Annotated in this window: 26 protein-coding genes and 1 tRNA gene; 17 read left to right on the plus strand and 10 right to left on the minus strand. The window is 66.2% G+C overall.

What is annotated here, in order from left to right; all coding sequences use genetic code 11:
• The first annotated feature begins 53 nt into the window (after nucleotides 1-53).
• From purM to purN, 3 genes are all read left to right on the plus strand, one after another.
• A complete protein-coding gene (purM, locus tag AC4PRM_RS08995) occupies nucleotides 54-1,091 on the plus strand; it encodes a phosphoribosylformylglycinamidine cyclo-ligase (protein WP_492039566.1) in 1,038 nt (345 codons plus the stop codon).
• 62 nt (nucleotides 1,092-1,153) lie between these two features.
• Nucleotides 1,154-2,527, plus strand: a complete 1,374-nt coding sequence (locus AC4PRM_RS09000; protein ID WP_492039567.1) for a M20/M25/M40 family metallo-hydrolase — start codon at nucleotides 1,154-1,156, stop codon at nucleotides 2,525-2,527.
• Nucleotides 2,527-3,123, plus strand: coding sequence for a phosphoribosylglycinamide formyltransferase (purN, locus tag AC4PRM_RS09005; protein ID WP_492039568.1), 597 nt, complete (start codon nucleotides 2,527-2,529; stop codon nucleotides 3,121-3,123). The genes AC4PRM_RS09000 and purN overlap by 1 nt, the downstream gene beginning before the upstream one ends.
• Here the strand turns inward: purN and AC4PRM_RS09010 are convergent.
• A complete protein-coding gene (locus AC4PRM_RS09010) occupies nucleotides 3,120-3,779 on the minus strand; it encodes a YoaK family protein (RefSeq protein ID WP_492039569.1) in 660 nt (219 codons plus the stop codon). The genes purN and AC4PRM_RS09010 overlap by 4 nt on opposite strands.
• A gap of 92 nt (nucleotides 3,780-3,871) precedes the next feature.
• Nucleotides 3,872-4,291, minus strand: coding sequence for a nucleoside-diphosphate kinase (gene ndk, locus AC4PRM_RS09015; RefSeq protein WP_373258594.1), 420 nt, complete (start codon nucleotides 4,289-4,291; stop codon nucleotides 3,872-3,874).
• A gap of 138 nt (nucleotides 4,292-4,429) precedes the next feature.
• Here ndk and AC4PRM_RS09020 point away from each other — a divergent pair, with 138 nt between their 5' ends.
• The 4 genes from AC4PRM_RS09020 to AC4PRM_RS09035 all read left to right on the plus strand — a co-directional run bounded on the left by AC4PRM_RS09020 (nucleotide 4,430) and on the right by AC4PRM_RS09035 (nucleotide 8,777).
• Complete coding sequence (locus AC4PRM_RS09020; RefSeq protein ID WP_492039570.1) at nucleotides 4,430-6,319, plus strand: ABC-F family ATP-binding cassette domain-containing protein; 1,890 nt, start codon at nucleotides 4,430-4,432, stop codon at nucleotides 6,317-6,319.
• Between the two features lies 1 nt (nucleotide 6,320).
• The gene (locus AC4PRM_RS09025) at nucleotides 6,321-6,560 is read left to right on the plus strand and encodes a DUF2164 domain-containing protein (protein WP_492039571.1); all 240 of its coding nucleotides are present in this window, start codon (nucleotides 6,321-6,323) and stop codon (nucleotides 6,558-6,560) included.
• A gap of 55 nt (nucleotides 6,561-6,615) precedes the next feature.
• On the plus strand, nucleotides 6,616-8,466 hold the full coding sequence (gene mutL, locus AC4PRM_RS09030) for a DNA mismatch repair endonuclease MutL (RefSeq protein ID WP_492039572.1): 1,851 nt from the start codon (nucleotides 6,616-6,618) through the stop codon (nucleotides 8,464-8,466).
• Between the two features lie 89 nt (nucleotides 8,467-8,555).
• Nucleotides 8,556-8,777, plus strand: coding sequence for a hypothetical protein (locus AC4PRM_RS09035; protein ID WP_492039573.1), 222 nt, complete (start codon nucleotides 8,556-8,558; stop codon nucleotides 8,775-8,777).
• A gap of 575 nt (nucleotides 8,778-9,352) precedes the next feature.
• Here AC4PRM_RS09035 and AC4PRM_RS09040 read toward each other — a convergent pair.
• Nucleotides 9,353-10,114 (minus strand): hypothetical protein, encoded by a 762-nt coding sequence (locus AC4PRM_RS09040; RefSeq protein ID WP_492039574.1) that lies wholly within the window; start codon nucleotides 10,112-10,114, stop codon nucleotides 9,353-9,355.
• Between the two features lie 62 nt (nucleotides 10,115-10,176).
• Here AC4PRM_RS09040 and AC4PRM_RS09045 point away from each other — a divergent pair, with 62 nt between their 5' ends.
• Complete coding sequence (locus AC4PRM_RS09045) at nucleotides 10,177-10,656, plus strand: low molecular weight protein-tyrosine-phosphatase (RefSeq protein ID WP_492039575.1); 480 nt, start codon at nucleotides 10,177-10,179, stop codon at nucleotides 10,654-10,656.
• A gap of 18 nt (nucleotides 10,657-10,674) precedes the next feature.
• On the opposite strand, the gene AC4PRM_RS09050 is transcribed toward AC4PRM_RS09045, so the two are convergent.
• Both AC4PRM_RS09050 and rsmD read right to left on the minus strand, forming a co-directional pair.
• The gene (locus AC4PRM_RS09050; protein ID WP_492039576.1) at nucleotides 10,675-11,721 is read right to left on the minus strand and encodes a Kelch repeat-containing protein; all 1,047 of its coding nucleotides are present in this window, start codon (nucleotides 11,719-11,721) and stop codon (nucleotides 10,675-10,677) included.
• A gap of 15 nt (nucleotides 11,722-11,736) precedes the next feature.
• Nucleotides 11,737-12,300: a 16S rRNA (guanine(966)-N(2))-methyltransferase RsmD gene (gene rsmD / locus AC4PRM_RS09055; protein ID WP_492039577.1), complete on the minus strand. Its 564-nt coding sequence runs from the start codon at nucleotides 12,298-12,300 to the stop codon at nucleotides 11,737-11,739.
• A gap of 47 nt (nucleotides 12,301-12,347) precedes the next feature.
• On the opposite strand from rsmD, the gene AC4PRM_RS09060 reads away from it, so the two are divergent.
• Nucleotides 12,348-13,280, plus strand: coding sequence for a CPBP family intramembrane glutamic endopeptidase (locus AC4PRM_RS09060; RefSeq protein WP_492039578.1), 933 nt, complete (start codon nucleotides 12,348-12,350; stop codon nucleotides 13,278-13,280).
• Here AC4PRM_RS09060 and AC4PRM_RS09065 read toward each other — a convergent pair.
• Nucleotides 13,277-14,734 (minus strand): pseudouridine synthase, encoded by a 1,458-nt coding sequence (locus AC4PRM_RS09065; RefSeq protein WP_492039819.1) that lies wholly within the window; start codon nucleotides 14,732-14,734, stop codon nucleotides 13,277-13,279. The two genes, AC4PRM_RS09060 and AC4PRM_RS09065, sit on opposite strands and share 4 nt — an antisense overlap.
• A 12-nt stretch (nucleotides 14,735-14,746) precedes the next feature.
• Between AC4PRM_RS09065 and tadA the strand changes: the two genes are divergently transcribed.
• From tadA to AC4PRM_RS09085, 4 genes are all read left to right on the plus strand, one after another.
• Nucleotides 14,747-15,208 carry a tRNA adenosine(34) deaminase TadA gene (gene tadA / locus AC4PRM_RS09070; protein ID WP_487921961.1) on the plus strand — a complete coding sequence of 154 codons (462 nt, stop codon included), beginning with the start codon at nucleotides 14,747-14,749 and terminating at the stop codon, nucleotides 15,206-15,208.
• Between the two features lie 36 nt (nucleotides 15,209-15,244).
• Nucleotides 15,245-15,652, plus strand: coding sequence for an MliC family protein (locus AC4PRM_RS09075; protein WP_487921960.1), 408 nt, complete (start codon nucleotides 15,245-15,247; stop codon nucleotides 15,650-15,652).
• Nucleotides 15,653-15,720: 68 nt separating this feature from the next.
• Nucleotides 15,721-15,797: transfer RNA gene (locus tag AC4PRM_RS09080), tRNA-Val, on the plus strand.
• A gap of 61 nt (nucleotides 15,798-15,858) precedes the next feature.
• Nucleotides 15,859-16,131: a hypothetical protein gene (locus tag AC4PRM_RS09085; RefSeq protein WP_492039579.1), complete on the plus strand. Its 273-nt coding sequence runs from the start codon at nucleotides 15,859-15,861 to the stop codon at nucleotides 16,129-16,131.
• Nucleotide 16,132: 1 nt separating this feature from the next.
• On the opposite strand, the gene AC4PRM_RS09090 is transcribed toward AC4PRM_RS09085, so the two are convergent.
• The 3 genes from AC4PRM_RS09090 to queC are packed head-to-tail and all read right to left on the minus strand — an operon-like array spanning nucleotide 16,133 to nucleotide 17,846.
• Nucleotides 16,133-16,498, minus strand: a complete 366-nt coding sequence (locus AC4PRM_RS09090) for a 6-pyruvoyl trahydropterin synthase family protein (RefSeq protein WP_487921958.1) — start codon at nucleotides 16,496-16,498, stop codon at nucleotides 16,133-16,135.
• Nucleotides 16,495-17,130, minus strand: coding sequence for a 7-carboxy-7-deazaguanine synthase (gene queE, locus AC4PRM_RS09095; protein WP_492039580.1), 636 nt, complete (start codon nucleotides 17,128-17,130; stop codon nucleotides 16,495-16,497). Before queE ends, AC4PRM_RS09090 begins: the two co-directional genes overlap by 4 nt.
• Nucleotides 17,127-17,846 (minus strand): 7-cyano-7-deazaguanine synthase QueC, encoded by a 720-nt coding sequence (queC, locus tag AC4PRM_RS09100; RefSeq protein WP_492039581.1) that lies wholly within the window; start codon nucleotides 17,844-17,846, stop codon nucleotides 17,127-17,129. The genes queE and queC overlap by 4 nt, the downstream gene beginning before the upstream one ends.
• A 200-nt stretch (nucleotides 17,847-18,046) precedes the next feature.
• Here queC and AC4PRM_RS09105 point away from each other — a divergent pair, with 200 nt between their 5' ends.
• Nucleotides 18,047-19,657 (plus strand): response regulator, encoded by a 1,611-nt coding sequence (locus tag AC4PRM_RS09105; protein ID WP_492039582.1) that lies wholly within the window; start codon nucleotides 18,047-18,049, stop codon nucleotides 19,655-19,657.
• On the opposite strand, the gene AC4PRM_RS09110 is transcribed toward AC4PRM_RS09105, so the two are convergent.
• Nucleotides 19,632-20,699, minus strand: coding sequence for a ligase-associated DNA damage response exonuclease (locus tag AC4PRM_RS09110; RefSeq protein WP_492039583.1), 1,068 nt, complete (start codon nucleotides 20,697-20,699; stop codon nucleotides 19,632-19,634). The two genes, AC4PRM_RS09105 and AC4PRM_RS09110, sit on opposite strands and share 26 nt — an antisense overlap.
• Before the next feature lie 83 nt (nucleotides 20,700-20,782).
• Here AC4PRM_RS09110 and AC4PRM_RS09115 point away from each other — a divergent pair, with 83 nt between their 5' ends.
• The 3 genes from AC4PRM_RS09115 to AC4PRM_RS09125 all read left to right on the plus strand — a co-directional run bounded on the left by AC4PRM_RS09115 (nucleotide 20,783) and on the right by AC4PRM_RS09125 (nucleotide 22,173).
• Complete coding sequence (locus tag AC4PRM_RS09115) at nucleotides 20,783-21,250, plus strand: PaaI family thioesterase (protein ID WP_373258576.1); 468 nt, start codon at nucleotides 20,783-20,785, stop codon at nucleotides 21,248-21,250.
• Nucleotides 21,247-21,645 (plus strand): PaaI family thioesterase, encoded by a 399-nt coding sequence (locus AC4PRM_RS09120; protein WP_373258575.1) that lies wholly within the window; start codon nucleotides 21,247-21,249, stop codon nucleotides 21,643-21,645. Before AC4PRM_RS09115 ends, AC4PRM_RS09120 begins: the two co-directional genes overlap by 4 nt.
• Nucleotides 21,646-21,831: 186 nt before the next feature.
• Nucleotides 21,832-22,173, plus strand: a complete 342-nt coding sequence (locus AC4PRM_RS09125; protein WP_373258574.1) for a hypothetical protein — start codon at nucleotides 21,832-21,834, stop codon at nucleotides 22,171-22,173.
• The last annotated feature ends 70 nt before the right edge of the window (nucleotides 22,174-22,243 follow it).

Here is a 22,243-nt window from a genome sequence, read left to right on the forward strand (position 1 = left end):
TTGTGGCAAGAGCCGTGACACATTTCCGCCTCTCTGATTCAGGCCCGTGACCCATGAGCGACACCCCCGACCAGCTGAAAAACGGTCTGACCTATGCCGATGCGGGCGTGGATATCGATGCGGGCGAGCGACTGGTCGACGCGATCAAGCCCTTGGCCAAATCGACACGCAGGCCAGGCGCGGAAGCCTCCCTGGGCGGTTTCGGGGCTCTGTTCGACCTTAAGGCGGCGGGGTTCGAAGACCCGCTGATCGTCGCCACCACCGACGGCGTCGGCACCAAGCTGAAGATCGCCATCGAGACTGGCCGTCATGACGGCGTCGGCATCGACCTGGTCGCCATGTGCGTCAACGACCTGCTGGCCCAGGGGGCCGAGCCCCTGCTGTTCCTCGACTACTATGCGACGGGCCGGCTCGACATCGACGCCGCCCGCCGGGTCGTCACCGGGATCGCCGAAGGGTGCCGCCAGGCCGGATGCGCCCTCGTTGGCGGCGAGACGGCCGAAATGCCGGGCATGTATTCGGGTGGCGACTACGATCTGGCGGGCTTCTCGCTGGGCGCCGTCGAGCGCGGGCATGCCCTGCCTTATCTGGATCGTCAGGCCGCCGGCGACATCATCATCGGCCTGGCCTCGTCCGGCCCGCACTCCAACGGCTATTCCCTGATCCGCAAGGTGGTCGAGAAGTCCGGCCTGTCGTGGGGTGACGACGCCCCCTTCGCCAAGGACCGCACCCTGGCCCAGGCCCTGATGGAGCCGACCCGCATCTATGTGAAGCCGGTCCTGCCGCTGATGAAGGCGGGCCTGATCAAGGGTGCGGCACACATCACCGGCGGCGGCTTGATCGAGAACCCGCCCCGCTGTATCGCCGAGGGTCTGGAAGCGTCGTTCGATTGGGACGCCTGGCCCATGCCACAGGTCTTCCAGTGGATGGGCGAGGTCGGCGGCATCTCCGATCACGAACTGCGCCGGACCTTCAACTGCGGCGTCGGCTTCATGCTGGTCGTCGCGCCCGAGAATGCCGAGCCGGTGCTGGAGGCCCTGCTGAACGCAGGCGAAGTCGCCTTCGTCTGCGGCCAGCTTCAGGCGGTCTGACAGGCGTTGACCGCTTGTCACGTGCACGGCAGGGTCTGCCTCCGCTTTCAGTGAGATCGCCTATGCGCACCTTGACCATCGGCCTGGCCCTGGCGGCCGTTTTCGCCGCCATTCCTGCTGCGGCGCAGACAGTCGATGAACAGGCGCTGGTGAATCGCCTGGCCAGCCAGGTCAGCACAGAGCGTCTGCGGGCCGATGTGGAATCGATGGTCGGTTTCGGGACGCGGCACACCCTGTCCGAGACTGAATCGGACACGCGCGGCGTGGGCGCGGCACGACGGTGGGTCGAGCGCGAGTTTCAGACCATCGGACGGGACTGTGGCGGATGCCTTGAGGTCGTCATGCCCGGCGAGACCGTCACTGCCCTGCCGCGCATTCCTGTCCCGACCGAGGTGGTCAATGTCGTGGCGATCCAGCGCGGCACCACCGATCCCGACCGGGTCATCGTCATCACCGGCCATCTCGATTCGCGCGTCACAGACGTGATGAACGCGACCGACGATGCCCCCGGTGCCAATGACGACGCCTCGGGCGTGGCCGCCCTGATCGAGGCGGCCCGCATCCTGTCCAGGGAGCGCTTCCCCGCCACCCTCGTCTATGCCGCCCTGACGGGCGAGGAACAGGGGCTGCACGGCGCCCGCATCCTGGCCGAATACGCCAGGGCCAACGGCTGGCAGGTGATGGCCAATCTGAACAACGACATGGTCGGCAACATCGAGGGTCAGAGCGGGGTGATCGACAACACCCGCATCCGCGTCTTCGCCGAAGGCACCCGCACGCTCGAGACCCAGGCCGAGGCAGACAGCCGCCGCTACAACGGCGGCGAGGTCGATTCGCCGTCCCGGAACCTGGCGCGTTTCATCGACGGCATCGCCGACCGTCATCTGACCAATCTGGATGTCGAAATGGTCTACCGCACCGACCGCTACGGCCGCGGTGGCGATCAGGTCGCCTTCCTGCGCCTCGGCTTTCCCGCCGTGCGCATCACGGAAGGGTCCGAGAACTATGATCGCCAGCATCAGGACCTGCGCACGGAAGAGGGCGTGGTCTATGGCGACACACTGGACGGCGTTGATTTCGATTATCTGGCCCAGGCCACACGCCTGAATATCGCGACGATGGCGGTCATGGCACGCGCTCCGGCACCCCCCACCAATGTCACCATCGCCGGTGCTGTCCTGCCGGACACAACCCTGCGCTGGGCCGCCGTGCCGGGTGCCGCCAGCTATCGGGTGTGGTGGAGATCGACGACATCGCCGCAATGGACCCACAGCCGGTCGGCGGGCAGTGCGACGGAACTGACCCTGCCGGGCGTCGTCATCGACGACTTCTTCTTCGGCGTCTCGTCCGTGTCTGAGGATGGCTACGAAAGCCCGGTGGTCTTCCCCGGACCCGCCGGAGCCTTCGTCCCGGCACCGCCGCGCCCCGCCCGCTGATGCCCGACAGCCGTCCCGGCCGTATCCGCGTCGCCGTCCTGATCTCAGGCGCCGGTTCCAACATGGCCGCGCTGATCGATGCGGGTCAGAAGGCGGATGCGCCGTTCGAGGTCGTGCTGGTGGTCGCCAACCGACCCCACGCCAGAGGGCTGGCGGTTGCCCAGACCAAGGGCATAGCCGCCCACGCCGTCGATCATCAGCCTTTCGGACCGGACCGCGCGGCTCACGAGCGCGAAATCCGGACTCTTCTGGATCAGCATGCGATCCAGCTGGTCGCCCTGGCCGGCTACATGCGCGTCCTGACCCCCGGCTTCGTCCAGGCCTGGCGCGGCCGGATGATCAATATCCATCCCAGCCTGCTGCCGCTCTATCCCGGTCTGGACACCCACGCCCGCGCCATCGCAGCGGGTGACACCCAAGGCGGCTGCACCGTGCATCAGGTGAGCGAAGGCGTCGATGAAGGCGAAATCCTGGGCCAGTCCGCCGTGCCCATCCTGCCGGACGACACTGCCGACAGCCTGGCCCAGCGCGTACTGGAGGCAGAACACCGTCTCTATCCGCAGGTCCTGACTGATTTCTGTCGAACGCTGGCCTAGTCGTCCTGACGCACTAGCGCCCGACGCTCATCGACAAGGCTTAGCAGAGCCAGTCCGGCCACGACGGCGGCTGCGAACCACAGAGCCGCGACGCCCAGCTTCAGAAACATCAGTGCGCCCAGCGCCCCACCTGCCGCCAGCCCGATCCACAGCAGCAGGAAGGGCACCCAGTCCCAGCGCGCGCCTCCATGCAGGGCCGTAGCGATCCTCTGGCCCACCCGCACCAGTGTGCCGGTCATATAGGTCAGGCCGACCCGCACATCCCCGCCCTTCTGGAACACCGTATTCTCCACCCCCATGGCCAGCACCACCGGGACCATGCCCAGCAGGGGCCGACCGGACGACAATAAGGCGGCACCCATCGCCAGCAGCAGGGCCTCCAGCCCCAGAACGACGGCCTTGCGCCCCTCCCCCGCCCGGCGTGCCGCCGTCGAGCCCAGCACCACCCCGACCACAAACAGGCCGATCAGTCCCAGTGCCGTCGCAGCCAGGTGCCACTCCCCGGTCGCCACCGCCACGCCGAACCGGGTGGAGTTGCCGCTCATGAAGGAGACGAAGAAGCCGCCCAGCGTCAGGAAACCGATCGCATCGACATAGCCGGCCAGCGCCGAAAGCCCGGCGGCCAGCGCGACATCCCGATGCCGATACTCCTTCATGGGCGTGGCCTTCCGCAGTGCAGGGTCCAGTTACGACAACGGCCGGATCGTTTCCGATCCGGCCGCAGCAGGTCCAGCGCTTTCGCGTTGGATCAGCCGACGATCTGATCGTCGGTGAAGAACTGGGCGATCTCGATCTTGGCGTTCTCGGCTGAGTCCGAACCGTGGACCGAGTTTTCACCGATCGACAGGGCGAACTGCTTGCGGATGGTGCCGTCGGCCGCATCCTTGGGGTTGGTCGCGCCCATGACTTCGCGGTAGGCGGCGATGGCGTTGTCGCCTTCCAGCACCTGAACCACAACCGGCTCGGCGGTCATCTGCTCGACCAGCTCGCCGTAGAAGGGGCGCTCGGCGTGGACTTCGTAGAATTTCTTGGCCTGGGCCTCGGTCAGGTGCACGCGGCGCTGGGCGACGATGCGCAGGCCTGCGGCTTCGATCACGGCATTGACGGCGCCGGTCAGGTTGCGGCGCGTGGCATCGGGCTTGATGATCGAGAAGGTGCGTTCGGTCATGAGAAGTGACTTCTTGTTTGGGAGATTGAAGGTGGGGGCTTATAGACGCGCCCTCAGTCATTTCCAAGGCGTCCCTAACGCTCTCGGCGCGGCCCCTCGCTGCATGAGGGACGGACCCGATTCAAGCGCTCCTTATCCATGCTCCAGATCACCGACCTGACCTTCAACGCCTGGGGCCGCAAATTCCTCGAGGACGCGTCCGTCTCCCTGCCCCCCGGCTCCAAGGTCGGCCTCGTGGGCCGCAACGGCATCGGCAAGTCGACCCTGTTCAAGCTGATCCTGGGCGAACTGGCCGCGGGCGGCGACGAGATCAGCCTGCCCAAGACCGCCCGCATCGGCTCGGTGGATCAGGAACACCCCGCCACCCCCGTCAGCGTGCTGGAGACCATCCTGGAGGCCGACGTCGAGCGCCACACCCTGCTGGGCCGTCTCGAAACCGCAGAGCCGGAGGAGATGGGCGAGATCTGGACCCGGCTGATCGAGATCGACGCCGACGCCGCCCCCGCCCGTGCCGCCGAAATCCTGGTCGGCCTGGGTTTCAGCCAGGAGAACCAGCAGCGGCCGATGTCGGAATATTCAGGCGGCTGGCGCATGCGCGTCGCCCTCGCCGCCGCCCTGTTCGCCGAGCCGGACATGCTGCTGCTCGACGAACCGACCAACTACCTCGACCTGGAAGGGGCGCTGTGGCTGGAGGCGCGGCTCAAGAAATACCCGCACACCGCCCTGATCATCTCCCACGACCGCGAGATGCTGAACGAGGTCTGCACCCACATCCTGCACCTCGCGAACCGCAATCTGACGCTTTACACGGGCAACTACGACCAGTTTGAACAGGCCCGCGCCGAAAAGGCCCGTCGGCAACTCTCGGCGAAGGCCAAGCAGGACGCCGAGCGCGCCCACCTGCAATCCTTCGTCGACCGCTTCAAGGCCAAGGCCTCCAAGGCCGCCCAGGCCCAGTCCCGCATGAAGCGGCTGGCCAAGATGCAGCCGGTCGCGACCACCATCGAGGAGCGCGTCGCCCCCTTCATCCTTCCCTCGCCGCCCCGCCCCCTGGCCCCGCCGTTGATCCGGCTGGAGCGCGCCAACGTCGGGTACGAGACCGGCAAGCCGATCCTGCGCAATCTCAACCTGCGCATGGACCTGGATGACCGCATCGGCCTGCTGGGCGTGAACGGTGCCGGCAAGTCGACCTTTGCCAAGATGATCGCCGGCGCCCTCAACGTCTCCGAGGGCGAACTGCACCGCGATCGCAAGATGCGGGTCGGCTGGTTCCACCAGCACCAGATCGAGGCCATGGACCCGACCGACACGCCGCTGGAGATCGTCCGCCGGTCCATGCCGGACGCCTCCGAAAGCGCCCGTCGCTCCAAGCTGGCGCAGTGGGGGCTGGGCTATGAGAAGCAGGAAACCACCGTCGCCAGCCTGTCCGGCGGCGAGCGCGCGCGCCTGCTGCTCAATCAGGTGGCCATGGACGCGCCCCACGTCCTGATCCTCGACGAACCGACAAACCACCTGGATATCGACAGCCGCCGGGCCCTGCTCGACGCCCTCAACGAGTATTCGGGCGCGGTCATCCTGATCACCCACGATCGCTCGCTGATGGAGATGGTCGCAGACCGCCTCTGGCTGGCCGCCGACGGCACGGTGAAGCCCTATGAGGGCGACATGGACGATTATGCCAAGTTCGTCCTCGACCGCGCGAAACAGGCTGCGGTCAAGCCGACCCAGATCAAGGACGAGACGGCTGCCACAGCCGCGCCTGCCTCGAACAACAAGGGCAAGAAGAACGACAAGAAATCAGGGCCTTCACCCTCGACTCTGCGTCACGGCGTGAAGAAGGCCGAGGAGCGGATGACGCAGCTGACCGCCGAGATCGCCCGCATCGACGACGACATGGCCAATGCCTCGGTCAACAATCCAAAGGCCCTGGAAGGCCTGACCCGCGCCCGCGCCAAGACCCAAGCCGACCTCGACGCCGCCGAAGCCGCCTGGATGGCGGCGGAAGAAGCCCTGGCCGAGGTGTCCTGACGTGAAGCCCATCGACTTCAGCCGCGAGGAGACCGCCGCCATCACCGGCAAGCTGCGGGCCTATTTCCGCGATGAGCTGGAGATCGATCTGGCCACCTTGCCGGCCGAAATGCTGCTGGATTTCCTGGGACGCGAGATTGGACCCTTCTTCTACAACCGCGGCCTCTACGACGCCCAGGCCGTGGTCACCAAAAAGGCCGAAGACATCACCGAGGCCATCGCCGGTCTGGAGCGCGGCTGACACAAACCGGCGCCTCTACTTTCCCTCGGCGGAAACCGGCATACTTCCCGACTCAATGCCCATCCGTCGCCTCCCCCCCGAAACCGTCAACCGCATCGCCGCCGGCGAGGTGGTCGAACGCCCGGCCAGCGCCATCAAGGAGCTGGTCGAGAACGCGCTCGACGCGGGCGCGACACGGGTGGAGATTCAGGCTGACGGCGGGGGCCTGAGCCGCATCCTGATCGCCGACGACGGGCACGGCATGGCGGCGGATCAGCTGGCCCTGGCCATCGAGCGGCATGCGACGTCCAAGCTGGAGCCCGACGATGCGGGCGATGTCGACCTGCTGCGCATCTCCACGCTCGGTTTTCGGGGCGAGGCCCTGCCCTCCATCGGCTCGGTCGCGCGCCTGACGATCACCAGCCGCCCCAAATCCGGCGGCGACGCCCACAGCATCACGGTGGACGGCGGCGATCAGAAGCCCGTAGCCCCCGCCGCCTTCCCCGGCCCGCACGGCGCGCGGGTCGAGGTGCGCGACCTGTTCTACGCCACGCCTGCCCGGCTGAAGTTCATGAAGTCCGAGCGGTCCGAGGCCATGGCCATTTCGGAAGAGATCAAACGCCAGGCCATGGCCCATGAAGCCGTCGCCTTCACCCTCGACCTGGACGGCCGCACCACCCTGCGCCTGCCTGCCGAACATCCGGGCGATCAGGGCCGCCTGAAGCGCCTCGCCGCCCTGCTGGGCCGGGATTTCGAGGCCAATGCCCTGCTGATCGATCAGGAGAGGGACGGCGTGCGCCTGTCCGGCTATGCGGGCCTGCCGACCTACAGCCGGGGCAATGCGGCGCATCAGTATCTGTTCGTCAACGGTCGCCCCGTGCGCGACCGCTTGCTGCAGGGGGCCCTGCGCGGGGCCTATGCGGACTTCCTGGCCCGCGACAGACACCCGGCCGCCGTCCTGTTTCTCGACATCGACCCGCTCTATGTCGATGTGAACGTCCACCCAGCCAAGGCCGAGGTCAGGTTCCGCGACCCGGCCCTGGTGCGCGGTCTGATCGTCGGCGGCCTGCGCCACGCCCTCGCCGCCGCCGGCCACAGGGCATCCACCACGGTCGCCGACAATGTGCTGGCGGGGTTCCAGGCCCATGCCGGAGCTCCTGCCTACAGCCCGTCGCAACCCTCCGCCGCCGGCTGGTCCGGCTGGCAGGGCTGGGCCGCCCCCGCCACCCAGACGGCCCAGGTTCTGCCGGGCCTGAACGAGCGCTCGGCGCGGGTCGAAGGCTGGGACCAGCCTCACGGCACCTCAATAGACCCTAGCCCCTATCCCCTAGAACCTAACCCCGTCGACTTCCCGCTGGGCGCCGCCCGCGCGCAGCTGCACGGCACCTATATAGTGGCCCAGACCCGCGACGGCCTGGTCGTGGTGGACCAGCACGCGGCGCACGAGCGGCTGGTCTATGAGCGGATGAAGGTCCAGATGGCCAGGGGCTCCGTCACCCGCCAGGCCCTGCTGACGCCCGAGGTGGTCGAGCTGGACCCGTCAGAAGCCATGCGTGTGGTCGCCCGTGCCGAGGAACTGGCCGAGCTGGGCCTGATTGTAGAGGCCTTCGGCGGCGGGGCCGTCCTGGTGCGCGAAACCCCCGCCCTGCTGGGCGACACGGACGTCCAGGGCCTGATCCGCGACATCGCCGACGACCTCAGCGAACACGGCACCGCCCTGGCCCTGACCGAGCGCCTGGGCGAGGTCTGCGGCACCATGGCCTGCCACGGCAGCGTCCGCGCCGGCCGCGTGCTGAGTGCGCCGGAGATGAACGCCCTCCTCCGCGAAATGGAAGCCACCCCGCACAGCGGGCAATGCAACCACGGGCGGCCCACCTATGTGGAGCTCAAGCTAGCGGATCTGGAACGGTTGTTTGGGCGGCGGTGACCGAGGGCCTTTTGCGATAGCGCGCATTGAAACTCGGCTCTCACGCATATCTGCCCTATCTTCTTCGGATAACCGGGAGACAAGCCGACATGACCACACCACACGACGAATTCATCGATTGGTGCACCCGAGAGCGGGACGAAGCCCTCAAGAGCATCGAGTTCTGGTCGCAGCCCAACACCATGATCCAGCAGGGTGAGATCGGGAAGGCGGTGGTGGACGTCACGCCGCAGCACATCGCCGACCTCAAACGCATCGTCGAGAATATGAACAAGATCATCGACGCAGAGAAAGCGGACGCAACGCCGTAGCGTTAGATCGAAGTCATTAAAAACTTCATCGAAGTCCTTATCGAAACGACCTTCGCAACGCTTGACGAAAGTCACTCAATAAGTGAAAGTCAAAACGTGATCGAAATTACGATCACACGCGATATCGTTCCGAAGGCTCTTTCGAACCCTCGGAGCGTCCACGCGGAGCCAGTCGTTGGCGGCGGATCATCTTGCAGGAGGACCGCCGCCTTCGACCCCCACCTTAAACATCCTGTCGGCACCGGCCGTCAACCCACCCGAGCAGGTTTCGGGGCACTTTTTCGCGTCTTCTACTGGATAAAACGCCCCCGGCTCAACCGGAGTGACGGTTTTCGTCAAAGATTGTCTGAACGACTTTCAACTTCATTCTGAAAGTCAAGAATAAAGCCATGTATGACTTGTTTCAGGTGTTAGCGTAGTTCTTCATTCAATCGCTTCGTTAGTGCGGTCAAATATGCGTCTAAATGCGGCTATTGTCGTAGTTCAATGTGTAAGTGCGTTGGTAGTTCGGGTTCTAAGTGCGTCGTTGATCGTGTCAGTGATCACAGTTCGACGCTTCGTTCGTATGTCCGACGTTAGAATGGAATGTCGTCGTTCAAATCGTAGGTCTCTTTGGGACCAGTCGGCTTTGGCTTGGTCGTGAAGCCACTCTCATAGCTATCCTCGCTGTGATCCTCGATCAGCTTCTGCGGCTTGTGCTCCAGAGCCTTCTGATCGGCGTCCTCTTGGGCATGCCCGAAGATTTCGGCGATGGCACTGATGGTCTCGGGCAGCTTAATGATCGCGGCTTGCCCTTGATTGATCGCGGTGAAGATCGACGCGATCACGACCATTGTCGCCTGTAGTGTCGGCTTGCCGCCCTTCATGATTGCCAGAAGCTCGTCCAGCTTCTTGCAGACCTTCTGCTTGGTCCGCTCGTCCATGTCGGTGCTATCGGTCACCCGCTGACGAAGCTGGGACACCAGATGTTCGATCTTGGCGACCTGCGGCGGCTCGATGACGGCAGTGCCCTTGCGGTCGCGGATCGTCTGGAGCCGGAGCTTGGTGACCTCTCGGTCGATTGTCTGGAACAGGCGCCGCATCGACATATCGTCGTGGTTGCCGTTGATCTCGAACTCGATCCCGTCGAGCACGGGCACGCCGTAGTGCTCGGCGGCCGAGAACACCTTGGTCAGGTAGGAGTTCCGAGGCTCGGTGTCGTCGTCGTCGTTGTGGCTGTAGTTCTTGAGAGCTTCCCTCAGCTTCTCACGGCACAACGCCTCATAGCCCACGAACCCAGCGAGACCCGGAGGGAGGGCGTCCAGTTCAGAATCGGTGATGTGGATGTAGTCGAACATCCCAAGATATTGTGGGCGGCTATCACGTTCGGCAACTGCTGTGTTCTATGACGTTTGCACCCATGCCCTCCATCCTTTTCGTCTGCCTCGGCAACATCTGTCGCTCACCCCTCGCGGAGGCGGCGCTGCGGGAGGAGGCGCGGCGGCGCGGGGTGAATCTGGTCGTCGATTCCGCGGGCACGGGCGACTGGCATGCGGGCGAGCCGCCGGATGAGCGGGCCATAGCGGTGGCGGCACGGCACGGGGTGGATATCGGGGCCTTGCGGGCGCGGCAGGTGACGCGGGCCGACTTCACCCGCTTCGACCACATCGTGGCCCTGGACCACGAGAACCTGAAGAACCTGCGTAGGCTCGCGCCTGCAAACGCCACGGCCCGGCTCAGCCTGCTGCTGGACCACGTGCCCGGCCGAGAGGGTCAGGGCGTGACCGACCCCTGGTTCGGCGACGCCGCCGGCTTCGACGTCACCTGGGCCGAGGTCACGGCGGCGGCGCGGGGGTTGGTGGAGAGGTTTGAGGGACGAGGTTCGAGGGGTAGCTGCTGACGGGTGATCCCTCATCCTTCATCCCTCGAACCCTAACGCCTCCACCGTCCCCACGGCCCCGCCGCCCGAGACCACCGCCCCGCCCGCGATGGCATAGACGGTGTCGCCGATGGCCGCCGCCGCCAGACCGTGGCGCGGCGTCCGCATGGCAGGCCCGGCCTCCCAGCGGTCGCGCGCGGGGTCATAGATCCAGGTCTCGGCGAACACCCCGCCTCCGCCCGCAGAGCGCGGCGCGAACCACTCCCCGCCAAACGCCACCAGCCGCTCCCCCACGGCCACCATCGCCAGGCCGCCCCCGACCTGACTGTTCGACGCATAGGAGCGCGGGATGGGGGCCAGGGTGTCCCAGCGGTCGGCGACGGGGTCATACCGGTCCAGCCGCCCGGTGCCCCCGCCCGACACCGTCCGCCCGCCCGCGACCCACAGGGCCCCGTCCAGCACGGCCCCGGCGGCACTGTTTCTGGCCATCGGCGCGGGCCTTGCGGTCTCCCACCCCGGCCCGCCGGGCACCAGTACGCGATGCTGGTCGGTATCGACCTGATCGTTCCACTGGCCGTTGGCACTGCCCGCCGGGACCCGTCCGGTGACCAGGTGGAAGTTGTCGCCCAGCTGGGCACCCACGGCCTCGGCCTGAGGCGACGGCAGGGGGTGGATCGGTTCCCAGCCACTGCCGGTCAGCAGCCAGCCGTCGGTCATATTGGTCCAGTCGCCCGCCGCGCTGCGCCCATAGCCGCCCACGACATAGCCGACCCAGGGCCCGGTGAAGACCATCGGATGGTGCCGCGGCGACGGCAGACGCGCCTCCTCGGTCCAGACATCGCGCGCGGGGTTATAGCTCCCGACGCGATCCTCGATGATCAGGCTGTTGCCCGTGCCGCGACGCAGGCCCCCGGCGACCAGGATGTGCCCATCGGTGACCGCGCAATAAATCTCCTGCACCGGCCAGGGCAGAGGGCTCAGCGTCGTCCATTGCGGACCCGTCGCCGCCTGGGCTCGGGCGACGGCGGGGGTCAGGCCCAGGGCCGTAGCGGAGGCGATGAAGGCGCGGCGGTCGATCTGGGTCATGCCAGAAGGCTAGCCCTACTCTGCCCGCAGGAACAGCACCCGCGCCGCGCCATAGTCCCGCGTGTCCAGCCGCCGGTAGCCGGGCGTGTCGATCTCCGGCTCGTCCGACCCGCGTTCATAGACCACCAGCGCCCCGGGCCTCAGCCAGCCGTCTCCCACCAGCCGCGTCAGCGCCTGTTCCCCCAGTCCCTTTCCGTACGGCGGATCCAGGAAGGCCAAGTCGAAAGCGTCGCCCACCGACCCCGGCCGCGGCCCCAAGTCGATCGCGCTGCGCCGATGCACCCGGGTAGAGCCAAACAGGCCGAAGGCTTCCGCATTCTCGCGGATCACCCCGCGCGCGCCCTCATCGGTCTCCACGAACAGGCAGAACCCTGTCCCCCGGCTCATGGCCTCAAAGCCCAGGGCCCCCGAACCGGCGAACAGGTCGATGACCCGCATCCCCTCCAGCGGCTCGGCCCAGGCGGCGTGTTCCAGCACATTGAACAGGGCCTGACGCGCCCGGTCCGACGTCGGCCGCGTGGCCTGCCCCTGGGGCGCGACCAGGCTGCGCCCGCGAAACTGTCCCGATACGATTCTCATGGCCTCAGCCTCTGGACCGGAAAGCGGGCGCGATGCAACGGTGCGCGATGTCATCACCCAGATTCGCCCTGCCCGACCTGCGCCACAGCTGGGCCGCGGCGCACAACAGCCCCTATCTGATGCGGGCCGCCACAGACCATCCGTGGCTGCGGCTGGCGGCGCTGATCGCCCTGTCCATCGTCTTCATGATCGTGGGCGTGCTGGGCCTGGGGGCCGTGCTGTCGTTCAGTGGCTATCAGGTGCCCGATCTCAGCGGTGCCCTGCCCGACAGCCCGTTCCGCCTGAACGGCGAGATCACCTTCATGGCCTTTCTGGCCGCCTCGCTGATGCTGCTGGCCGTGGCCATCCTGTTCGCGGCCATGATCGTCTATCGCCGCGCCGGACCCGAGTTCCTGTGGCCGGGCCGAAGGTTCTCGCCGCGCCTTCTGCTGGCGGGCTTTGCCATCATGGCGGCGGTGTCGGTCGTGCTTCTAGGGGTTAATCTGCTGTTCGAGCCCGCGCCGATGCCTGCGCCGATCCTGAACCCGGCCTATCTGCTGGAGACCCGCCTGGCCTATGTGGGCTGGGCCGTCGTCCTGCTCCTAATCGCGGCCCTGGCCGAGGAGATCGTGTTCCGGGCGGTCCTGCTGAAGGTCACCGCCGGGCTGACGCGCAAACTCTGGCTGATCTGTGTGCTCAACGCCGTGCTGTTCTCGGCCATCCATCTGGACCCCGACCCCACCGCCTTTGTGGCCCGGGCCCTGTCCGGCTTCGTCTGGACCTGGGCGGCGCTGCGCCTGGGCGGCATCGAGTTCGCGGTCGGGGCCCATCTGGCCAACAACCTGCTGATCGCCTTGCTGATCGAGCCGATGTCATCGGCCGCCCTGCCGGGACAGGCCATCCCGCCGATCTATCTGATCTTCGAGGTGGTGACTGCGGTGGCGGTGCTGGTGGCGGTGGAATGGATGGCGCGGCGCAAGCCTCAGCAGACTAGACGCTAAGAGCGAGACCCCCTCGGCCCACCCTTGCCGCCACCGGGGCCGCTCCTGGAGCCACCACCCGAGAAACCGCCCGGCCGCGATCCACCCGGCTTGCTGAAGCCACCGCCTGCAGGACGACCGCCGGGCCGATCCCCGCCCTTTCCTGCATAGCCGCCCTTGGCGGGTGCAGGTCGTGCCCCTGTGCGCGGATGGCCACGCGGCCGGTCAATGAACTGATCCTCGCGCGGCTTGAATGCCCGCTTGGGTCGCTCGCCATCGGCAGAGGAGGTCCCATCTGGACGCGCACGCGGGGTAAAGCTCTTCTTCGGATGGTCGAACTTGGGCGCGGCCTTGGCCCACCCGGCCTTCTTCTGCGGGCGGGAGGCGCGGTCGGTGCCTTCCTCGGCAGCGGCCCCGGCGGCGCGAACGCGGCTGGGCTTGCGCGAGGGGTCGGACAGGGCCGAGCCGGAGTTGCCCTTGACGATCGGGGCCGAGGTCCGGCGCCCCGGAATGGGCGCAGGCGTCGAGACGGCGTTGCCGGTCGGCAGGTTCTCTGGACGAATATGCTGGGCCAGCAGTTCTCGGATCACGCGCGGCCCTACCTCCTCGACCGAGCCGATGGGCAGGGTGCCCAGCTGGAACGGGCCATAGGCCAGGCGGATCAGGCGGTTCACCGTCAGGCCCAGATGCTCCAGCACCTTGCGGACCTCGCGGTTCTTGCCCTCGGTGATGGAGACGCTGAGCCACAGATTGGCCGACTGCTTCTCCGCATCGCCGCCCGTGGCCTTGTCCAGCGTCGCCTCGATCGGGCCATAGCGGATGCCGTCGACGGTGACGCCGTCCTTGAGCGAATCGAGCTGAAGCTGGCTGACACGTCCCCGTGCCCGGGCCCGGTACTGACGCACCAGTTCCGTCTGCGGCAGCTCCAGCGCCCGGCTGAGTTCGCCGTCATTTGTCAGCAGCAGCAGGCCTTCGGTATTCAGATCCAGTCGCCCGACGGAGATCACGCGTGGCAGGCCGCTGGGCAGGGCGTCGAACACAGTGGGGCGACCGCCCGGATCATTGTGCGAGGTCACCAGGCCGGCGGGCTTGTGATAGCGCCAGACACGGGTCTTTTCGGCCGAGCCGATGGGCTTGCCGTCCACGGTGATGACGTCGTCGCGGGTCACCAGGGTGGCGGGCGTGTCCAGGATCTTGCCGTTGACAGCCACCTTGCCCAGACCGATCAGCCGCTCGACCTCGCGACGCGAGGCGATACCGGCGCGGGCCATGGCCTTGGCGATTCGCTCGCTGCGCTTCGGCCCTTCCGGCTCGGCACCGGGCTTGCCCTTGGCGAACGGCTTTGCACCTGCCTTCGGCGGACCGCCGAAGCCGGGTTTTCCGCCCGGCTTGGCGAAGGATTTGCGGGGGCCGTCGCGGTCGGAGTCTTGACGCGGGCGCGGCTTCTTGTCGTTGTCTTTGGAATGGCTGACCATGATGAGCGGTTCATGCACATGGCCTTGGCCTTGGCGCAAGCGGCGGCAGACGTCGGAGAGACGCCTGTTGGCTGCGTGGTCGTCGACGAAACGACCGGCGAAGTGATCGGACGGGGCCGAAACAGCCCTATCGGCGCACACGATCCGACCGCCCATGCGGAGATCGTGGCCCTGCGCGACGCGGCCCAAAAGATGCAGAATTACAGGCTCACCGGCCTGACACTGTATGTGACGCTGGAACCCTGCGCCATGTGCGCGGGTGCCATCAGCCATGCCCGCATCGGCCGTGTCGTCTGGGGTGCAGATGACGCCAAGGGCGGCGCGGTCGCCCACGGCCCCCGCTTTTTCGATCAGCCGACGTGTCATTGGAAACCCACTGTGACCGGCGGGGTGCTGGCCGATCCGGGTGCCGAGATGCTGCGCGCCTTCTTCCGCGCACGGCGCAAAGGAACGCGGATCGACCCCACACGTTAGGGCACGACGCCAAAGTGGCGCTTGGGGAAGCTGTTGATGCGAGTTGCTGCCGCCGCCGTCCTGGCCTGCGCCACCATGCTGTCTGCCTGTGGACCCCAGCCTTCCGAAGCTCCGGACGATGGCGACGCGGTACGCGAGCGTGCCCAGACCGCGCAGACGGCCCGGCGGCGAACCGGTGCCGAAATCCAGGAACGCGCCGCCACCCGCGTGATCCGCACCGTCTATCTGTGTCAGGACAGTGAACGCCTGACTGTCGACTTCGACAATCCCCGCCAAATGGCCACCGTCCGCACCTCGGGCGGCATGGCCCATGACCTGTTCAGGGAACAGACGGGCGACGGTCTGTGGTACAAGTCGTCAGGCTACGAACTGCGCGGCAAGGGCATCATGGCGACATGGTCTGCGAGTGACCGCCCTGTCACCGAATGCCGCGCGGTGGACTGAGCGAATAATTTTCACGCACCCGGTTAGACCGGCGGCCAAAATGGTCTAAGCATCCGACGCGCATGGATGGGCGGCTAGCTCAGCTGGTCAGAGCATCTCGTTTACACCGAGAGGGTCGGCGGTTCGAACCCGTCGCCGCCTACCATTCGCGCCGTCAGTCGCCGTTCCTCGCTGAGAGGTCATGAACGGTGCACCGGAGAACAGTCATGCGAACCGTCGCCTCACGCAGCGCCTTGGTCGTCATGCTTCTGGGCGGTGCCTGGATGCTTCAAGGCTGCGTCGTCGGAGCCGTGGTGGGTGCAGGTGCCGCCGTCGTCGGCGGCACAGCCAAGGCGACCGGCGCGGTCGTCGGAGCCGGTTTCGACGCCTTCACCACCTCGGACGAAGAAACCCGCGCCAAGCGGGAGCGCGAGCAGCGCGAATACGAACGCGAACAACGCCGGTGCCAGCAGCGCCAGCAGCGCGGACAGGACTGCTGATCTAGAGCGTCAGCACGCACCGCTCATGGATCGTCGGACGCGACACAGCGATCCGGCTCAGCCCCGGCCATTCCGGCTTCAGCCGCCGCACGAACCACAGGCACAGGTTCTCCAGCGTCGGCAGCTCCAGCCCGTCGTGGTCGTTCAGCAGGCCGTGATCCAGCTCTTCAGCCGCTGCCTTCAGCGCCCGGTCCAGCGCCCCCAGGTCCGCCACCCAGCCATGCGCATCCAGCGCCTCTCCCCGCACCGTCGCCTCGACCGAGAACGAATGGCCGTGCATCCGGCGATACGGGCTGCCGTCCGGTTCGTTGGGGAAGTGATGGGCCGCGTCGAAGGTGGCCGCCTTGGTGATTTCGAAAACGCTCATCTTACGCCGATGTATTTGTGGGTCTGGACGCTGAGCCGCCATTTGGGGTGGGTCAGGCAATAGTCGAGGGCGGCGGCGGTATTGGCCGCCTGATCCGGGCCGTCCATCGGCTGCAACCAGAACCGCTCGAACGCCAGATGCTCGAAACGGTGCGGCATGGCGGCGGCCTGGGGAAAGACCAGCTTCAGCTCCTGTCCCGTCGTTTGCACCACCGGCGCATCGGCTTTGGGACTGACGCAAACCCAGTCGATACCGTCGGGTGCCGCCAGCGTGCCGTTGGTCTCCACCGCGATGTCGAACCCGCGCGCATGCAGAGCCTCGATCAACGGCGGATCCAGTTGCAGCAGTGGCTCGCCGCCCGTGCACACCACCAGCTTGGGATCGTCCGCCCTGCCCCGCCACATCAAGGCGACATGGTCGGCCAGCGCCTCGGCCGTGACGAACTTGCCGCCGCCATCCCCGTCGGTTCCGACGAATTCCGTGTCGCAGAAGGTGCAGACGGCGGTGGCCCGGTCACGCTCCAGACCGTTCCACAGATTGCAGCCGGCAAAACGCAGGAAGACGGCCGGTCGCCCGGCCTGCCCGCCTTCGCCCTGAACCGTCAGGAATACTTCCTTGGCGGCATAGGTCATGCGGCCACCCACTCGGCATGGCCCGCCGCCCGCAGTTCGCACGCCGGGCACGCCCCGCAGCCATGGCCCCAGCCATGACGCTCGCCCCGCTCGCCGCGATAGCAGGTGTGACTCTCCTCGACGATCAGATCGACCAGGGCCTGCCCCCCGATCCGGTCCGCCAGGGCCCAGGTCTGTGCCTTGGTCAGCGCCATCAGCGGCGTCTCGATCGGAACCGGCTTGTCCAGCCCCAGGCTCAGCGCCGACTGCATCGCGTCGATCGTGTCCCGGCGGCAGTCGGGATAGCCCGAGAAGTCCGTCTCGCACATCCCGCCGACCAGGACGTCCAGCCCCCGTCGGTCTGCCAGCGCCGCCCCCACCGTCAGGAAAACCAGATTGCGCCCCGGCACAAAGGTCGTCGGCAGGCCGCGCTCGTCGATCTCGATTGCCCGGTCCGTGGTCATGGCCGTCTCGCCGATGGCACCGAAGCCCGTCAGGTCGATGACGTGATCCGGCCCAAGCCGCTCCGCCAGCGCGGGCAATACGCGGAACATGCCGTCACGAACCTTGATCCGTGCCGTCATCTCCACCGCATGACGTTGGCCGTAGTCGAACCCCACGGTCTCGACCCGCCCATAGCGCTCCAGCGCCCAGGCAAGACAGGTCGCGCTGTCCTGCCCGCCCGAAAACAGGACGAGGGCGGACGTTTCGGCGGTGTCGATCTGGATGGCGCTCATGACAAACCTGCGGTCGGCCGAAACTGGCCGCGCGCATGCAAAGGGGGTTCAAGGTTAGGACGTCCGTATTGCCGCCCTCCTACACCAGCCCCTGCCCTGGAGCAAAGCAGGCAAAAACGTGGCAAGCACAATCAGACTTAACCGTTCCGCAACCGATTGAGCGTAGCCGTACAGAGGCTTTCTGTGGAGTACCGGCCAGTATGCCGACGATCGAAGCCTTGACCGCGCGCATCGCGCCGGTATCGCCCGACACCCTGGGCCGCGAAATCTTCGCGCGCTTCGAGAGCGAACCCGAAACTCTCGTCCTGCCGGTCGTAGAGAATGACCGCCCCGTTGGCCTGATCGAGCGAGATGCCTTTCTGATCAAGTTCGGCGCCCCCTTCGGCCACGCTGGCTACGCTCATCGCACCGCCGCCCACGTCATGGACGCCGAGCCTGCTGTGATAGAGGCCGGTGTCGCATTCGACAGTTTTAGCGACGTCTTTCTGTCCAGCCGTAGCCGCGACCTGATGCGTGGCTTCATCGTGACGCGCAGCGGACTCTACCACGGCGTCGGGACGGCCCTGTCCTTGCTTCAGGTCGTCAATGACCGCCAGCGCCAGCAGAATGCCAATCTGAAAAACCAGATGGAAGCCCTGACCAGCGACCGCGCCCAGGTTCAGGCGGCCGGTCGCACTCGGACCCGGCTGCTGACGGCGCTGAGTGGCCAGATGCGTGGGCCCTTGACCAACCTGAACGCCGTCGGCGATCTGCTGCAACGCCAACCGCTGAACGCACAGGTGCGCGCCCATGTGGCGACCATGGTCGAGGCCTCCGGCGATCTGGAACGCGCTCTGGACAAGGCGCTGGACTTCTCTCGCGCCCATGTTGGCGAACTTTTGCTGGAGCCGGCACCAACGCCTCTGCGGGCTTTGATGGATGACGTTCAGACGCGCTGGGCCACCAAGGCGACCGAGGACAGGGTCAGCCTGATGGTCAGCTATGAAGGCGACACCGATCTGGTCGCCGATCTTGATGCGGCACGCCTGAATGCGGTGTTCGACACCCTGATCGGCAATGCCTTGGTACAGGCTCGCGATGGTTTGGTGGAAGCCAGCCTGAAAGCCTCGGCCAGAGCCGGTCGTGTGACGATGGAGGCCTGGGTACGCGACGATGGCCCGGGTATCGCTCCAGAGCGGCTCGACGCTCTGTTCGACCCTCTGCTGCACCGCGATGACATCGGGGGCTTCGACCTGGCCCTGTCGCGGCTGGTTGTGAACCAGATGGGCGGAACCCTTGCTGCGGCCAATAACCCGGGACGCGGGGCCCTCTTCACCCTGGCACTCTCCGCACCGCAGAGCGCCGCCGAGACGGCCGTGGCCGAGACGCCAGCGGTCGCAGAAACGACCTCCCAGAATGTGCCGCACATTCTGATTGTCGACGACAACGCCACCAACCGCGTTGTGGCCCAAGCCCTGTGCGAAATGTTCGGCTGTACATCGGAGACGGTCGAAGACGGCCTCGAGGCCTTGGCGACCGTGCAGGAGCGACCGTTCGACCTGGTCCTGATGGATATCAAGATGCCACGCATGGACGGGGTGCAGGCGACGCAGGCCATCCGCGCCTTGGACGGCCCCATCAGCGCCATCCCGATCGTCGCCCTGACGGCCAACGCCGATCCAGACGATGCCAAGCGTTATGTCGCCAGCGGCATGGCCTGTGTGGTCGAGAAGCCTATCAAGCCCGAGCGGCTACGCTTTGCCATCAATACGGCGCTTGAGCAGAAGCTGGCATCGGTCACGGACCTCAGCCCGGCGCGCTCTGCGGCGTGACGCTGTCGTCGATCCCCGCCTCAGCAAGGTCGAGTTCCAGATCGTCTTCGTCATAGCCTACCAGACGCAAAGCCCGTGCTTTCTGATCGTTCAGGGCTGCCCAGCGCAGCAGCCCCTCCTCTCGCCCATGCGTAATCCAGATTTCCTCAGGCTTCAGCTCGGTGAATGTGGCGATCAGCTCAGGCCAGTCGGCATGGTCCGACAGTACCAAGGGCAGTTCCACCCCCCTTTGACGCGCCCGCGCCCTGACACCCATCCAGCCTGATGCAAAGGCGAGAACCGGGTCGGCAAACCGGCGCGCCCAGCGGTCCTGCGTGGCCGACGGGGGAGCGATTACCACCTCCCCCCCCAGAGCATTGGGCTTCAGCCCTGTCGCGGGCAACAAGGCACCCAATGCCACACCCTCGGCCTCATAAAGCCGGTTGAGCCGCTCCAGTGCCCCGTGCACATAGATGGGCCGCTCCCATCCCGCCTCACGCAACAGACGGATCACCCGTTGAGCCTTGCCAAGGGCATAGGCCCCGACCAGATGCGCCCGCTCAGGAAACTGTTCCAGGCTATGCACAAGCCGTCTGATTTCTTCGGCGTCTGGCGGGTGCACGAAGACCGGCAGGCCGAAGGTCGCCTCGGATATGAAGACGTCGCAGGGCACCGGCTCGAAGGCCGCGCATGTCGGGTCGCGGCGGCGCTTATAGTCGCCAGAGACGACCATCCGCAGGCCCTTGTGCTGGACAAGCACTTGGGCCGATCCAAGCACATGACCGGCAGGATGCAGGGTGATCGAAACGCCTTGGTGCGTGACCGTCTCACCATAGATTAGCGGCTGCCTTAGGCCCGTAAAGTCAGCACCATAGCGCTCGCCCATGATGGTCAGGGTCTGGGGCGTGGCCAGGACTGTGCCGTGGCCCGATCGCGCGTGATCCGCATGGCCGTGAGTGATTACAGCGCGAGCCACAGGCGCCACAGGATCGACGTAGAAGTCTCCCGGTGGGCAGTACAGTCCCGACGGCGTCGGGTGCAGCAGGTCCTCGAAACGGATCATGGGTGGACTATGGCAGTGCGCATGAAGGGAGCAACGCGCCAAACGCGCTTGCGTCTCCCGAAAGTCCGCGCCACATCGGGCGCATGGCGTTGATCGACATTTTGCCCCAACTGGCCAGCGGTTCGGCCCACACCCATGCCTTGGGCTTTCAGTTTGAGGGCCTGGAAGGCGACACGGTTCGCCTGCGCGTGCCATGGCGCGACGATCTGGTCGGCGATCCGCAGACAGGGGTGATTGCAGGCGGCCTGGTAACGACCCTGCTGGACCACGTCGGCGGGTTGGCCGTCTGGGTGAAGTCAGGTCAGTTCGTGCCAATCGCCACCCTGGACCTGCGCGTTGACTACATGCGACCTGCGTTGACCGGGCGCGACGTTATCGCCGAAGCCCGGTGCTATCGTCTAACCCATTCCATCGCGTTCGTCCGGGCCTGGGCCTTCGAAGACGACCCCGCAGATCCCGTCGCTGCGGCCCAGAGCGCCTATGTCGTCGATTCCCGTGCTGGTCGAGGGATCGGGGCCAATCTGGGTCCTTCGAAGAGCGCGGGCGTATGAGCGACATCCTTTCGAACCTGCCCTATGCGCGCTTCCTTGGCCTCACGTCGGTCATTGACGGCGATCGCTTGATCGTCACCATGCCCTTCGATGGAAAATTGATCGGCGACCCCATCCTGCCCGCCCTGCATGGCGGCTCGACGGCGGCGCTTCTGGAGTTCGCCGCCATCGCAGAGATCGCCCGGGTCCATCCGGGTGCCAGACTGCCACGCCCCATCAATGTTTCCATCGCCTATCTGAGATCCGGCAAGCCTCTGGAGGTTCGGGCCAGCGCCCGGATCGTCAAGGCAGGTCGGCGCGTGGCTCATGTTCATGCCATGGCCTGGCAGGCCGAGCCCGACCAACCTATCGCGACCCTGACCGCGCATTTCCTGATGGATCACGACGCGGCCTAGGCCAACGACCACCCAGCCCACCCCATCAACTGACCGGCGAAGCCTGCGCATACGCTTGCCGGGTTGTGTCTGCACGCCACCGTCAAGGTAAACAAAACCTTCAAAGGCGTGGTAAACAAAACACTATTGCGTGGACGGTCTTCATGTTAAGGTCTCGCTTACCATAGTTGGTTTGGAGGGTTTAAGATGGATAAGGCTGCTGTTGTCGCCAGCATCGCTGGTGAACTGAACGAAACCGAGCGCGCAGTTGATGCGGCCCTGACCCACGCCACGGGCATGGTGCAGGCTATGATCGCCGGTCGCACGACCCTGGGCATTTCGCCTGTCGCCGCAGCCGAGTCGCAGGCCAAGATTATGGCCACCATCGCTGCCCTTGCCGCAGCCCGCGAAGCCGTCGTGGCCTGCCATGAGGAAATGACCAAGGATCACCGCCGCATGGGCTGGGGTACCTACGCTATCGGTACGCTCGACAAGCCTTCCGAGACCGAATCCCGTCCGCCGGTCCGCAACGTGCTGCGCGCTGTTTAATTCGGCGTAATGTCGGCTTCGGGTCATTCCGGAATACGACGATTGAGTGCATTATCACCCCCATGCTTCC

The sequence above is a fragment of the Brevundimonas sp. DW-iso22 genome (genome assembly GCF_058725425.1).